Raw genomic sequence first — 14,265 nt, 5'->3', positions numbered from 1 at the left:
AAGTTGTGCCGAAATACCAACCAGGCATGTGTTTTTCGCTATTCGTGCGTGACCATTTGCAGGAGTTCGAGCATGACCACGGGTCCTCTCGCCGAGTCCGGTCGCCTGTCGGTGCTCGGCCGGGAGTCGGCTCGCGAATTGGTCCGGGAATCGACGAATGCGGCGGCCACCGCGCGCACGGGGGTATTGCGCGTGACCGGTGAGCCCGGCGGCGATCTGTATTTCCGTGACGGCGAACTGATCACCGTCGATTCCCCCGGCGCACCCGGTGTGCGGCAACTGCTTTCGCGACCCGGCCGCGTCTCCACCGGTGCGGCCGATCTGCGCCTGGTTGCCCGTATGGCGGCGCTGGACGGCGTCTTCGCGATCACCGCGGGCTGGGTCGCCGAGTGCGGCTGGCCCGATCCGCCCGCCGCGCCGCCGGAGCCGGACCTGCCCTCCGGTATCGACATCCTCGGGTTGCTCGAGGAGACCGAGCGCCGCCTCAACGCGCTCGCGCACGGCCGGGTCTCCCCGCATCGAAATCACCTGGTGCTCACCGAAACCGGTCGTGCGCTGCTCGGCAGCCCCGACGATGAGCGGCACAGCGGGGCGCAGCGGCAGGAGATCCTGCTCCGGGTGAACGGCCGGCACAGTTGCCGCGATATCGCCATGCTGCTGAGCCGCAGCCTCTACGCGGTCACCGTCGAGGTGGTGCGCATGCTCGACGCCGATCTGCTCGGCATCGCTCCGCTCGAACGCGTGCAGCTGCCCATGACCGAACCCGCGCGCGGTGACGCCAGATCCCTGCTGCCGCGCCGCCGCCGCGGCGCCAGCGGCATCAATGACACGTTGCCGCCGCGCCCGCCGCAAACGGCCACCCGTGCATTACAACGAGCCGCCACCGTGCGGAAATCTGAAAGGACGCAATGAATACCACGGCGAATCCGACCGGGCCCAACAGTCTCTCCGATCGAATCGGAATCATGGTCAAAGTGCTGCGCGCCGAAGTTCCGGAATGCCTGGCCTCCGGCGCCATCGATATGACCACCGGAATGCTGTTGGCGGTGGAGACCGTCGACAATCATCCGCAGGAGGTGCTCGATCTGCTCGCCGCCGCCACGCTCGATCTGTTCCAGGGCCGCAATGTGGTGATGATCGAGGATATTTGGAAGGAGCGGCGCGGAATTCGGCTGGAGCGGCACTATTTTCAGGAAATTCTGGTCAATAGCGATAACCTGACACACCTTTTCATTCGCACCGAGAGTCGCGACGATGTGGTGATAGTCGTGGTCTGCCGAAAAACCGTGAATGTCGGCATGCTCTTCGCTCAGGCCCGCCGGGTGTTGAAGGATACCGGCAGGCTCTGATTCGGCCGTTTCACCGAATACGGGCGACGCCGCCGAGCATGGAGATCGCCTCGGCGCGCGGCTGCGGGCGGTACTCGTCCGGCCGCCAATCGGTCACCGAGGTGATGCCGGGCGCGACCAGTTCGAAGCCGCGGAAGAACTCCGCGAACTCGGCGCTGGAGCGGAGCCGGAAGGGCACGCCGCTGCGCTGATTGGCCTCGGTCGTCCTGGCCAGGTCCTCATCCTCCAGATAGTCACTGGTGGCATGCGACATGACCAGGTGACTGCCGGGCGGGAGCGCCTCGCAGAGCGTGCGGACCAACTCGTACGGCTTGGTGTCATCGGTGAAGAAGTGCATGATCGCGACCAGCATGAGCGCGACCGGCTGATTCAGATCCAGGGTGGCGCGCAGATCCGGATGGCCGAGGATGCGCTCCGGATCGCGCAGATCCGCATCGAGGTACGCGGTCCGGCCCTCGGGCGCGGAGTTCAGCAGTTCGCGCGCGTGCACCAGCACGATCGGATCATTGTCGACGTAGACGATCCGCGACTCCGGGGCGATGCCCTGCGCGATCTCGTGCACATTGCCCGCGGTGGGCAGGCCCGCGCCGATATCGAGGAACTGGCGAATCCCGGCGTCCGCGGCCAGGTACCGCGTCACCCGGCGCAGAAAGTTGCGGTTCTCCACCGCGGCCAGGCGGACCGTGGGAAACGCCTCGGCCACCGCGTCCGCCGATTCGCGGTCGGCCGGGAAATTGTCCTTACCGCCCAGCCAGTAGTCGTAGCGACGGGCCGGATGCGGTTTGGAGGTGTCGATCCGTTCCGCTGCCGATTCCGAGTTCACAACGCTCCCAATCCAATTCGATTAGTGTTTGATCATGTCGCGCTACAGCCCATACGACTTCGAAGTTCACGCCGATCCGTACCCTCACTATGCCAGGCTGCGTGCCGAGGCCCCCGTCTACCGTAATGAAACCGATGATTTCTGGGCGCTGTCCAGGCATGCCGATGTATTGGCCGCACTGCGCGACTCCGACCGCTTCTCCAGTGTGAACGGTATTCGGATGGAGCCCGCGTTCTGGGGACCGCAGGCGGAACGGTTCTTCTCCTTCGTGGCCATGGATCCGCCCAAGCACACCCGGCTGCGCGGACTGGTGACCAAGGCGTTCACCGCGCACCGGGTGCAGGCACTGGCGCCGCGACTACGGGAGATCGCACGCGGGGTGCTGGAGCCGCTGCTCGAGCGCGGCAGCTTCGATCTCATGACCGAATTCGCCGGGCCGTTCCCGACCGATGTGATCTCCGAACTGGTCGGTGTGCCCGAGGCGGATCGGGAGATGATCCGCAAACTCGGTATGGAGATCATGTACACCGAGGAGGAGTCCACCGATCTGCGGCCCGAAGCCATGCAGGCCATCGGCGCGCTGGTCGGCTACTACACCGAGCTGACCATCGAGCGCAGTAGGGAACGCCGGGACGATCTGCTCTCCGGACTGCTCGACGCCGCGGACGGCGATGATCGGCTCACCCCGGAAGAGATTGTCGGCGTACTGATCCTGCTGGTCGGCGCGGGCATCGAAACCGCCATGCTGAGCTTCGGCAATATCTGGCACGCGGGCTGGCTGCATCCCGATCAGCGCCGCCTCGCCCTGGACGGTCGCATCCAGGACTGGATCGACGAGTCCATGCGCTGGGATCCCTCCACCCAGACCAATCTGCGGACCACCACCGAGCCGATCGAATTGCACGGGGTCGAGATTCCGGCGGGCGCGCGCGTCCTGTTGCTGACCGGCGCGGCCAACCGTGATCCGGAGGTGTTCTCCGATCCGGACTCGTTCTACCTGGACCGCGACACCAGCGCCTCACTGGTCTTCGGCAGCGGCCGACACCACTGCCTCGGCTCGAATCTCGGTCTGCTGGAGCTCCGTACGGCCCTGACCGAGATCGCGGCCGTCGTCTCCGATTACGACATCGATCCGGAGGGCCTGCGCCGCATCCACTCCTCGAACAATCGCGGCTTCGCCAGCCTGCCCACCACCGTCACACGGCGCTGAGGCGGATTCGGGGGAGTGGTCCGGGTCTCTTTTCTGGCTCCCCCGAATAGCCGTCTCTTTGCTACGGTTGCCGCACTGTCGTCCCGCAGCGCTGCCGGATTCTTGGGCGGCGGTGGTGTGGTGTCAATGGCAGCTGAGAGGACGGCGGCTATGGCTGTACCGGTTGCTGCCTGGACCACTCCGACCGTTCGGCGAAAGCCCGCTGACGTCGCTGAATTCCTTCAGATTGTGGCGGAGCCGATGCCGCTGCGGCGGATGCCGCGCGCGCCGCGGATCCCACTCGCCCCCGCGCAGGAGCGCATGTGGCATGCGGCGGCCGCCGGATACTCCGCTGACTGGAATGTTGCTCGCGCGTTTCGGATTCGTGGCCAGGCGGTAAATCTCACCGCGCTGATCGCCGCCATCGACGATGTCATGCGGCGGCACGCGCCCTTGCGGACCTGCTATCCGGCGACCTCCACCGGTCCGATCCAGGTGGTGATGGATGCCGATGTGGCGCGCATCGATGTGCGGGTGGTGGACAGCTTCGCCGGTGAACTGACCGAGCGGATCGCCGAATTCTGCGGTCGCGCCTTCGATCTGGGCACCGAGGTGCCGATCCGAGCCCGGGTGTACCGGCTGGGCGCGCGGGATGTGGTGCTGGCGTTGGTGGTTCACCACATCTCGCTGGACGGGCAGTCGATCGGACCGCTCATGCGGGATCTGGTGACCGCGTACCTGGCGCGGGTCGGGCGGCAGGCTCCGGCCTGGCAGCCGCTGCCGGTCGACTACATCGACTACACGCTCTGGAAGCACGAGTATCTGGGCGCGTACGACGACCCGTGCAGCCGGGCCAGCACCCAGCTGCGGTACTGGGCGAACAATCTGGTCGGACGGCCGATCCCGCTCGAATTTCCTTATGACAGAACATGTTCCGGACATCGCGATGCGGCCGGGGCGATGGTTCGGGTGCGGCTGGACGCCGATATCCATCGCACCCTGCTGCTGCGCGCCCGCCAGAGCGGATCGAGCGTGTTCATGCTGCTGCAAACCGCCTTCGCGGTGGCGGTGGCGGCCTTCGCCAAATCCTGCGACGTGACGGTGGCGACCGCGGTCTCCGGCCGCGGGGATCCGCTGCTCGCCGATCTGGTCGGCAATCTCGCCGATGACGTGCTCATGCGCATCCGCCTGGACCGCGCCGCCGATATGCCCGAACTCCTCGATCAGGTGCGCCGAGTCGCCCTGGCCGCCTTCGCGAATCCCGACACCTCCAATCCGCGGCTGCTGCGCAGCCTCCCGCAGGACGCGAACCATCCGCTCTTCCAGGCCACCTTGATCCTGCAACGCGATGACGCCGCGCCGCCCGGTGTGTCCGGATGGGGCGGCCTCGAGGTCAGCGAGGTCCCGACCGGTGTGGTGCGCGCCAAACACGATCTGGAGTTCGGCCTCACCGAGCACTACGACGCCACCGGCGCACCCACTGGAATCGACGGCCCCTTCCTCTACCCGACCGCTCGCTTCGACCCCGAAACCGCCGAACGCTTCGCCGAGAAGTTCCTCACCACGGTCGAATTGATCGCCACCGGATACACCGGTCCGATCACCCCGCTGCTGGATGAAACCGCGCGCCGCCGCCCCCGTCGTAGTCGGCCGCGTCCCTGATTCAGCGCCAGAAACCGTTGCGCCGCTGCTTCTTCGGTGGGTTCAGTGGTTTGAGGCGGGCGGGCAGCGCTGCCGCGGCGTCGAGCGTCACCAGGGTCGCTATCCGGCGGGGCAGGTCCAGGCGGGTGCGCAGGTGCGGCCAGCCACCGGCGAGCAGTTCCACCAGCGCGGCGGATTCCAGGTCCAGATCGGCGACGGCGCGCAGCAGTACGTAGGGGTCGAGGTCCCGCTGTTGCGCACAGGCGGTGAGCAGTGCGGGCACGCGTTCGTGTGCGGCGCACAGCATGATCTGGGTCAGCACCGCCGCACCGCTGGAATCCGCGGAGCGTTCGGCCATACAGCTCGCCACGAACTCCACATCGGAATCTATTGCCGCGCGCAGCATCTCGAAGTGTTCCTCGATCACCGGCGGATCATCGGCGGCCGCGCGCAGCAGCGCCGACACCTCCGACCTGCTCCAGTTGCCGCGATTCCCCTTGCGCCCGAACATATTCTGCCGCAGCCGGGAGCGGCCGGACCGCCCGTCGGGCTGGGCGGCGTCGGCATCGAGCACCATGAGTTTCTCGATCGGCTGCGGTACTCCCGCCGCACGCCGCAATGCCGTCCACGCGGGCCTCAAACCCGCCACCAATTCCGCGGGATCGGCGCGAACGATGGTGACGGCCTTCATGAGTTCGAAGGCGTCCACGGCCGGATATCGCGTGCACTCCGCGACCAGGGCGGGCAGTCGATCCGCGGGCGCGCAGGCCAGCATCTGCTCCAGAATGTATCGATCGCGGCTGGTGCAGGAGATATTCACCATGAGCTGCGCGACGATCGGCAGCTGGCTGTACATGGCGGCGCGCAGCAGTTGACTACTGCCGGTGTGCACCGCCGGATCGCTGATCTCCGCGCGCACCGTCTCGTACACCAGATAGCGGTCCTGCGATCCGATGGTGAAATCGCGCAGTGCCCGATGTCGTTGCAGCCGTTCGATTATCGCCTTGCGCTCATCGGTGTCGCCGGTGGCCCAGTCCCGCTGTAGTCGCGGCCACACGGTTTTCGCATCGCTGACGCTGAGCGTGCCATTGTCCAGCCGCCGGAACGCGGAGGCGACCAGGACGTCGCTGAGATCGAATCCCAGCGCCTGTGCGACGCGGGTGGCACGGCCGCGATCACGATCATCGGTCATGACGCAGTCGATGAGGGTCTGCTCGAAGACCACACGTATCTCGTGGCGCACCTCGAGATTCGCCAAAGCCGCGGTGACCTCGGCGCGGTCGAGGGCGAGATGAATGGCGCGCCGGGCCACCGCGGCATCGGTGAACCACTCCGGGGTCAGGGTCGGATCGGTGAGCACCTGCACCATCTGCGCGTCATCCAGGATGGCGGGTTCCAGGGTGCGCAGGTGCTGTTGATAACACCACTGCCGAATATCGTTGACGGACACCAGTGTTGACGGCAGCGTGATTCCGGCGCGGCGGTGTTCCACGATATCGCGGCCGAGCCGCTGGTAGGTCTCGGAGATATTGTCGATACGACTGTCGGCGCTGATGATCCGGCGGTCCGGCACAGCGGCGTCCCCGATCACCGTGGTGATCGACGGCATCTCCGCCAGCGGTGAGCTGCCTGTGGAGAAGGTCAACTCGCGCAGCACATTTCGCGGAATCATGCCGTAGAGCGCGGTCAGCATGCGCACCGCGTCGCCCGTATCGCGCACCTGGAGCGCGATGGTCGGCCCCTGTCCGGCCAGATGCGCCAGCACCGCGCCCAGCAGCACCGGGAGCCACGGCTGCTCCAGCGCCGTCTCGGCGGCGGCGTCGAAGCCGTGCGATGCCCAATCCGGTACCACCGGATCCCAGTTTTCGGTCGGTGACACCGAACCGTTCAACGAGGTGAGAAATCCGCCGGAGGCGAAGAGTCGCAGGGCGATCGCTCCATCGAGCTGCGCGGGATCACCCGCGATCACATGCGCCACGCAGGTGCCGGGCCGTACCTGCGACGGCGTCTTCAACCCGGCCACCGCCAGCCCTCGCGTCACGGTGAACTCCAGGGTGAAACCGATCGGCTCCCCGCCTTCGGGCAGACTGACCAGCGATCCGAGCTCGCGCACCGTGAATCCCAGTGCCGCAGGCCAATTCCCGGATCGAGCCACCACACCCACGCCGGCGCCGGAGGATTCGAGATTCACCAGTGCCCAGCCACACACCAGCTGCGGAAATCCTGTCATCGGTAGGCCCGTAGCTCCTCGATCATCTCCAGCATGTACACCACCGGGTCGGCCGCGCCGTACGGCTTGAACACCGGATACGTGCCATTGCCGCGTTTGCCGCAGCCTACCGCCGAAACCGGGAAATACATGTTCCACGGGAAGTGAATGGACAGCGCCGAGTCGACCGCCGGGAACAGTTGCCGCACCAGGTTCCTGGTGATCTCACAGCGCTCCAGGATGCGCGGGGGATCGTAGGCATTGCCCGAACCATTGCTGCTCACCGGACTGTCCGCCCAATTCGCGGGCGGGGCAACAATATTCGCCTCGGGAAGATCGAGGATCGAGAGCAGATCGGTCTTGGCGACAATGGTCGAGACATGTAGTCGCGGCGGTTCGATCGGCAATTGGATCGGGTAGCTGTTGGCCGCGCGCCACAGTTTGGCGATCTGATCGATCATGAGTGTGGTGCGGCCGACGGTCTGCGAATGCTCGACGATATTGTTCAGGCTCTCCTGATCGTCGGGCGCGGCCTGTTCGCGCATGAGCGCCAGATACTGCTTGTTGAGCGTGGACGGCACCACGAACCACAGGAAATCGGCCACCGCCAGGTGCGGGCTCACCCGCGCGGCCACCGCGCCGTCGGCGATGTCCTCACCCGCCACATCGATGAAGGCCAGGTTCACCGCGCTGGCGGTGTGCACCGAATACGCCGTCACCAGAATGGGTCTGCGCTGTTCCAGGCCCGCCCAGGTGTGCCCCTGGGATTGGCGCTGGGCGTTCATGGCGAGGCCGTCGGTGCGCTGGGTCTGATCCATGGCCATGCGGCGTGGGCCGGTGGCGTCCAGGGCACGGCGATCGAGCAACCGCGCCTCCAGGGAGGTCCACAGGGTCGCGGATTTGGGCGAGACGATGAAGGAGAACTGGCTGGCCAAGCGCGGATCGTTCATCATCGAATGGATCATCGAGACGATCAGGTGGCTCTTGGACGAGGCCGATTCGCCGACGAATCCAATCACCTTGGTGGGATGGTCCAGGGTGACCGGGTCGAGTTCACATCCCTTGGGGCACCGCAGATTCAGCTTGTCGAAGTAGGTTTCGATCTGTTTGGCGAAGCCTCCGTTGCGCTGCCGGATGACCGTGTACCAGCGATTGCGTTCGCGGTCGTAGCGGAATTCGGTGAGGCAGTTCAGGCAGACGGTTCTCACGCGGTGCACCTCATGACAGCACCGCGTAGGTGAGTATCGCGATGGTCAGCACGAAGAACGTCACCCCGACGCGGACGCCGAGTCGGATCCAGTGTGAGGCACGCGATCCCGGGTAGAGGTACCGTTGCCATGCCGTGCCCACTTGCCGATTTCTCATCACCGTCAGAACAGCTTCCCGATCTCGACGACCACCCAGGTCAGTAGTGTGAATGCCAAGCCGCCCAGTAGGATTCCGATGGTCGCGGTGGTGGCCAGCAGGGCGGCGACGAATCGGTAGTCATCGGTGGACAATCCGGCCAGCAGCCGCTGTCTGGATGCCACGACGGGTGCGGACAGGAAGCTCCAGGTGGACGAATAGGCCAGTGGGTCAGAGATTTCCGGCTCCGGCTCGAGCAGGACGCCCGGTGTCAGGACCGAGGTTTGGGTGGGGCCGAGGTTGTCCGGTGCGATGGGCATCGCGGTGCGCCGGATCTGCGCGGACCGCTCGACGGCCTCGCGGAAGTAGTGCTGGAACTCGGCCGCGGAGCGATGCCGCTGCGCGGGATCCGGTGAAAGCGACTGCTCCAGTACGACTTTGATCTCATCCGGGATTCCGGCCGGGCCGTACGCGTGGTTGAGCACCTCCGCGCACACCACCGCGAACGAGTACACATCGCTGAGATGGGTGATCTGCCCGTGGTGTAGATACTCCGGGGCCGAATACTGTTGCGTGCCAAGGGCCCGATGCACCTGGGTGAGCCTTTGGATGTTCTCCCGCATCTCGATGGCGATGCCGAAATCGGCGAGCTTGGCGGTGCCGTCCTGGCAGATCATGATGTTCTCGGGCTTGATATCCCGGTGCACCACCCGCTTGGAATGCGCGTACACGAGCCCGCCGAGCGCATCGGTAAGCACCCGCAGCAGGCTGGGCAGCGCCCAATTCTCCCGATAGCGCAGATGCTGGCGCAGGTTCTCGCCCGCGATGAACTCCATCACCAGAAACGGGTACCTGCGCCCGTTTTCGACGAAAACCCCCGCATCGTGCACGGTCACGATATTCACGCAATTCATCTGCGCCGCGATCCGCGCCTCCCGCTCGAACCGCTCCTGCTGAATCCGCTCATCCTGTTCCAGCGGCAGCAGACTCCCCGAGTCGAGCACCTTCACCGCAACCCGGCGACGCAATTGCCGATCCCAGGCGTCCCAGACCTCGGCCATGCCCCCTCTGCCGACAAGCTCCCGAAGCTCATACCGGCCATTGATCAGCCTCAACCGCGTACGATCCCTCCAAGCCCGATGAACCGCGCTCCCTCGGCCCACCTAGGACAACCTCGAATCCCCGCCGAGTCTACGCGCGCCCCACCCCGCCGCACCCCCCATATTTCCGTGCCCCCCAACACATTCAGCAAAACCCCAGCCGCCCCCACGATCACCAGCATCCACCCCGCCAACCAGCAGATTTGCAGTTCACCCCCGCTCCCGGGTAATTTCTCCCAGTCGCCCGCACCAATCAGGGCAACGGGGCTATGGCGCAGCTGGTAGCGCACCTCACTGGCAGTGAGGGGGTCAGGGGTTCGAATCCCCTTAGCTCCACCAGGTCAGACACGAAATCCACTCCCCGTTAGGGGAGTTGGGCACCGCCAGCGTGCCAAGAACGTGCCAACTCTCGGGAGACCTCCCTCATTGGGCTAAAGATCCGAAGGCCGCAGATCCGGCCGCCGCCAAGTCCTCACCCTGGACGACGGAATAGATCGACAGGGACATCGCCGGATCGTGCCCATGCCACGCCGCCACAATGTGCGCCGGAATCCCCAGGGCCAGCATGGAACTCACGGACGAATTCCGAAGCCCCTTGAGCTGGATACGCCGCAGCCCGGCAGCGCGTGAGATCCGCTGGAATTCATCGGTATATCGCTCAGGTCGGAGGGGAGTACCCGCTTCGTCCACCACGATCAGACGGTCGTCGGTCCACTCGATACCCAGCACCAGGCATTCGGCCCGCTGGACGCGTTTCAGGCTGCGAAGCGCTGCGGCCAGTTCAGCAGGGGGTGGAAGATCCCGGCGGGACCGCTTGGACTTGGGAAGGTTCTCTTCCGTGGTCGTTCCGACCGCGACTCGGCCCCGGCGGACCTTCAATGCGGCTTCGGAGAACCGGGTCCACCTCATTCCCAGCACCTCCGAGCGGCGCATGCCGTACGTGGACATGAGCCAAGCGGCGTAAAGCCGGTGGGCCTGAGCCGCCTGGCGGAATCGCTCGACCTCCGCGACCGTCCACGCCTTCGGATCGTCGGCGTCGTCGTCATCGTCCCTGTCGTCGATCTCATCTGCCGGGCGCTCCACCAACGCTACGACGTTGCGCGGCAACTTCCCCTGGTCCACGTAGGACTGGACCATCATGGACAAGGCCGTAAGGGTCGACCGCACACTCAGCGATCGGCGGCATCAGCCCCATCCGCTACGAACAGTCCCTCACGACAGCATCGGCTAACGCCGCGTAACCAACTGTCCACAATTCGGGGGGAACCTCAACACTCCCTGCACGGCACCCGGTGGGAGGCAAGCCATTAGAGAGCCACACCAATCCAGACGGCGGGCAGCCGAATATTGGGAGCATCCCACCGGGCACCTGGATCAAATCCTGGCCAGGACCTGATTTTGATAGCAAGTGTCTAACTAGCCGAATGCAGGATGTCGGATACGCCTCCCGGGTCGGGCCCGCGCACCGTGGCAAGCTCACGGCATGACGTTATTCGCTCGATCTAACTTAGAAGCTCTCGCCTGACATGTGCGACCTCGCGTGGGACAGTCAAGGGTGCTCGAACGAGACCGCGAGCGATGATGTGCAGCGAGTCAACGGGTGCGTGAACTGCTCAAACGTTGCGGCAGTGTTCGCCCGTGCCGCATAACCGCAACGAGCTTCGCCTAGCCAGGCCGAGCGCTGGTTCAGGGTATCTCCGTTACATTCAAGGAGGCCATCACGGTTTCGCGGTCGTTCAAGCAGCGAAAGAACGACGGTGGACTCTCGACCCTGTACATCAATTCCCGGAGTATTTCGCTTTCAGCGTTGGTAATCGGAATCTGTTCTTTGGACAGTAGGGACGCGATGCTATCGACCAGCAGGGGGAATTCTGACTGGTTCCGCAGCGCGTCATAGTACGGAAACGGGCTCTCGGCATCGGTCTCGGCGTCGGCCTGTTCGATTCGCCCTCGCAGGCCGCTGAGAAGGGCATCGATTCGCTCGCTCCACCAACGGTGATTGGTCAGCTGTTGAGCATGGTTAGCATCGTTCACGTTTCACCTTTCAGGCTCTCATGTCAGCATCAGCGTGTCACGCCGTCTGGACCCCTTCGGCCGACACCCGGCTGGCCAGGGTCGGGCCAGGCGGTCACGATGTCGCCGTTGGGCGCTACAACTACGTTGATATTGAGCCCGTCGTAGTAGCCGTTAATCAGATAGTTGTCACTACCACGTTGTGGCTGCTTGGGGTACGGCTTGGGGTTCTTGGCGATCGCTATTGCCGCCGCCGCGATCTTGTCCGCGTTCCATGACTCCGGGAAAACGTCCTTCTCCGGTAGCGGGTTCTTCGCATTCCATCCGTGGCCGCCGTGCCCGGTGACTGGGTCACCGTTGTAGATCGCCCATTTATTGTCCGGATTGACGTTGATCTTGTTCGAGGGCGGATACTGTTGCGGGACAACAGTATTCTGGTATGTAACCATCGACTCGCTGTAGCTAACAGAATAGAAAGTGACCTGCTGCCATATCTGGATGCGATCGCCGGACTTGACGTCGGGAATCTCCCAGCTGTAGTCGTTGCCGTGATGGTTGACCGGAACGTCGATGTACTCGCCGTTCTTGGATATGAGCAGCTGGTTCCCGAGCGAGAAGCCTTTGTCCACACCGGTATGTAGGTTGCCCTTCAGGGTTCCGGTCTGGGATCCGGGACTATCAGGCACCCAAGTCACGCTGCCCTGAGAGGGCTGCACAGGCGGCACGATCTTGATGTCCGTTTTGTAGAAGCCGGAGTGTGGGCCGTCTCGGTTGCCGCTGTGCGTGGCTGGGATGTTGCGGGTTGGCAGACCCCGCAGGAATGCGGGAGAGCAGATGTAGGGACAGGCATCGAGGATCGCCTTCCAATAGATGGAAACACAAAAAAGGCCGCGACGGCAATGCCGTCGCGGCTAGAAGCTATGGAACACTCTGGCGAGCGCTAAGATCAAGAATTCGAGTGCGCTCGACTATCGAGCTATCCCTGCAGGCGATATGGGAGTTCGGTCGGTATTCTCACACGTCACCGAGATGGCGCCAGCAAACCAGGGCGAGAATGCTTGCATTCGGTGGAGTCCAGCGCGCGATAAGCAGCGGATGTTTCACTCTGTTTTGCTAGCCGGACACGGGTGTGCGAGCCGCCCGAATTAATACCTGCGGGCGGTGGATCGGTGCGACTGCGCGACCGTCGGTATGGGGATGCGCAGCCTTCACAGATTGGCGTAGCCGCCTGAGCTCCAGACGAACCTGCGGAAGTTATCCGGGGTGATGGCTTGGCGTGCCGGTATTCCTGGTGCGATCGGATACGGCCAGAAGCAGTAACCGCATCGATGGCAGTAGTGGCCGGTGCTCCAGATGTGTTTACTGACCGAGATGCCCTTGGCGATTCGACTGTTTCGGCGAGATCTATGAGACGCGGTCCAGAACAGCAACAGCGACGGAGTAGCTAAGGCAGAGATCAATAGGAAATTCGCGAGGAAAAATACCGGCAGCGGCGTTGTCGACATAGGATCGGAGAAATTGACGACGGCGATGAGAATTCCAAAGAGAGCGGGAATCGACAGGATCAGACCGACGAAGACCAGCTTGCCCGAACGCCGTTGCAGCGGTGCCAACGCCAGCGATTGGGACAGGCTGGTCGTGAAGGTCCGCTCGGTCATACTCGAGCCGACGACAGGCATCATGCCTGTCGAACCGACAGCCACGCCCGAGCGGTAGTCGGTGCCGTAGACCGTGGTCGTGCCGGTCGCCCGAATGGCCGGAACGCGCTGAACACGGTCGTCGTGCCCACAGCTCGGGCAGGTGATGTCGATTCCCACGGTGGCGTCCCGTCCCGGTGCGGCTGCGCCGCGACGTGGACGGTGGCCGCGCAACAGCGCCTGTGCTGGTTCCCGGTGATGCGATGGTTGGACCCATCGAACACCGCGAAACGCCGCTTGTCGAGAGGGATTCGTCGTCGAAGGTTCGGAAGTCATTGTCACGTCCTCTTACTGGGGTCGGGTGAGTGCGCCTTCACCCGATGCGGTGAGTCATGCTGTCCCACAGCCTCTCTCATCACCGGCCGCGCCTCGCAGGGGTGATTCGTCGCAGGTACGCCGCTGCCTCGGCCGTAAAAGTCCAGCCGAGGCGGGAGTGTGGACTCCGAGGGCTGCACAGTCGACGGCAACATGTCCGTCGGTCACACGGAGTCGACGGCTCGGATATGGGTTCGGGGGTTCGACAACAGAGGGTGCGGTTCCGCGGTGAGGATTGAGAGGGCGGCGGCGCATCGCGCGACCCCCTGCACAGCGATCTCTCCGACCCTGGTCCAGATGTAGTCGTCGCGGCGGGAATTGATGGGTCAGGTATCGCCACGTTTCCGACGTGCCAAGAACGTGCCAAGACTGGGTCATCCACCGGGGAAGGGGCGGTACGTACTGGACGCGGAAACCGCCTCGACCTGGACACAATGGCATTTCTTGGACGCCGGGTCACAGTCTCCGGCTCCCTGGCAGTGAGGGGGTCAGGGGTTCGAATCCCCTTAGCTCCACCAAAGGTGGCATTGCACGAACCGACTCCATTGGGGCTGGTACCGCAGAAGCGGTACCAGCCCCAGTGTC

13 protein-coding genes and 1 tRNA gene are annotated in these 14,265 nt (G+C 64.3%); 5 read left to right on the top strand and 9 right to left on the bottom strand.

What is annotated here, in order from left to right:
• Positions 1-72 precede the first annotated feature (72 nt).
• The gene (locus tag NA10_RS32400; protein ID WP_067574524.1) at positions 73-912 is read left to right on the top strand and encodes a hypothetical protein; all 840 of its coding nucleotides are present in this window, start codon (positions 73-75) and stop codon (positions 910-912) included.
• Complete coding sequence (locus NA10_RS32395) at positions 909-1,349, top strand: hypothetical protein (protein ID WP_067574523.1); 441 nt, start codon at positions 909-911, stop codon at positions 1,347-1,349. Before NA10_RS32400 ends, NA10_RS32395 begins: the two co-directional genes overlap by 4 nt.
• Positions 1,350-1,359: 10 nt before the next feature.
• Here the strand turns inward: NA10_RS32395 and NA10_RS32390 are convergent, their stop codons facing one another.
• Positions 1,360-2,172: an SAM-dependent methyltransferase gene (locus tag NA10_RS32390; protein ID WP_067574522.1), complete on the bottom strand. Its 813-nt coding sequence runs from the start codon at positions 2,170-2,172 to the stop codon at positions 1,360-1,362.
• A gap of 34 nt (positions 2,173-2,206) precedes the next feature.
• On the opposite strand from NA10_RS32390, the gene NA10_RS32385 reads away from it, so the two are divergent.
• A complete protein-coding gene (locus NA10_RS32385; RefSeq protein ID WP_067574521.1) occupies positions 2,207-3,382 on the top strand; it encodes a cytochrome P450 in 1,176 nt (391 codons plus the stop codon).
• Positions 3,383-3,610: 228 nt separating this feature from the next.
• Positions 3,611-5,023 carry a condensation domain-containing protein gene (locus tag NA10_RS32380; protein WP_067574520.1) on the top strand — a complete coding sequence of 471 codons (1,413 nt, stop codon included), beginning with the start codon at positions 3,611-3,613 and terminating at the stop codon, positions 5,021-5,023.
• Position 5,024: 1 nt separating this feature from the next.
• On the opposite strand, the gene NA10_RS32375 is transcribed toward NA10_RS32380, so the two are convergent.
• From NA10_RS32375 to NA10_RS32365, 4 genes are read right to left on the bottom strand one after another with little or no spacing between them, the layout of a single operon-like run.
• The gene (locus NA10_RS32375; RefSeq protein WP_067574519.1) at positions 5,025-7,232 is read right to left on the bottom strand and encodes a GAP1-M domain-containing protein; all 2,208 of its coding nucleotides are present in this window, start codon (positions 7,230-7,232) and stop codon (positions 5,025-5,027) included.
• Entirely contained in the window at positions 7,229-8,419 is a 1,191-nt protein-coding gene (locus NA10_RS32370) for a hypothetical protein (RefSeq protein WP_157556897.1), read from the bottom strand. Before NA10_RS32370 ends, NA10_RS32375 begins: the two co-directional genes overlap by 4 nt.
• Before the next feature lie 10 nt (positions 8,420-8,429).
• The gene (locus NA10_RS37295) at positions 8,430-8,576 is read right to left on the bottom strand and encodes a hypothetical protein (RefSeq protein WP_157556896.1); all 147 of its coding nucleotides are present in this window, start codon (positions 8,574-8,576) and stop codon (positions 8,430-8,432) included.
• Positions 8,577-8,581: 5 nt separating this feature from the next.
• Positions 8,582-9,718 (bottom strand): serine/threonine-protein kinase, encoded by a 1,137-nt coding sequence (locus NA10_RS32365; RefSeq protein WP_281180282.1) that lies wholly within the window; start codon positions 9,716-9,718, stop codon positions 8,582-8,584.
• A gap of 200 nt (positions 9,719-9,918) precedes the next feature.
• Between NA10_RS32365 and NA10_RS32360 the strand changes: the two genes are divergently transcribed.
• Positions 9,919-9,994 (top strand) — tRNA-Ala (locus tag NA10_RS32360).
• A gap of 84 nt (positions 9,995-10,078) precedes the next feature.
• Here NA10_RS32360 and NA10_RS32355 read toward each other — a convergent pair.
• The 4 genes from NA10_RS32355 to NA10_RS32340 form a co-directional block, all read right to left on the bottom strand.
• The gene (locus tag NA10_RS32355; RefSeq protein ID WP_084515618.1) at positions 10,079-10,795 is read right to left on the bottom strand and encodes a tyrosine-type recombinase/integrase; all 717 of its coding nucleotides are present in this window, start codon (positions 10,793-10,795) and stop codon (positions 10,079-10,081) included.
• Positions 10,796-11,341: 546 nt separating this feature from the next.
• A complete protein-coding gene (locus NA10_RS32350) occupies positions 11,342-11,689 on the bottom strand; it encodes a hypothetical protein (RefSeq protein WP_067574515.1) in 348 nt (115 codons plus the stop codon).
• A 29-nt stretch (positions 11,690-11,718) separates the two neighbouring features.
• Complete coding sequence (locus NA10_RS32345) at positions 11,719-12,354, bottom strand: EndoU domain-containing protein (RefSeq protein ID WP_157556895.1); 636 nt, start codon at positions 12,352-12,354, stop codon at positions 11,719-11,721.
• A gap of 522 nt (positions 12,355-12,876) precedes the next feature.
• Positions 12,877-13,485, bottom strand: coding sequence for a hypothetical protein (locus NA10_RS32340; protein WP_067574513.1), 609 nt, complete (start codon positions 13,483-13,485; stop codon positions 12,877-12,879).
• Positions 13,486-14,265: the final 780 nt, after the last annotated feature.

It is taken from the genome of Nocardia acidivorans NBRC 108247 (assembly GCF_001625085.1).
GTDB lineage: Bacteria > Actinomycetota > Actinomycetes > Mycobacteriales > Mycobacteriaceae > Nocardia > Nocardia acidivorans.
Note: the sequence above shows the minus strand (reverse complement) of the source record. Positions and strands in the feature narration are given on the sequence as shown.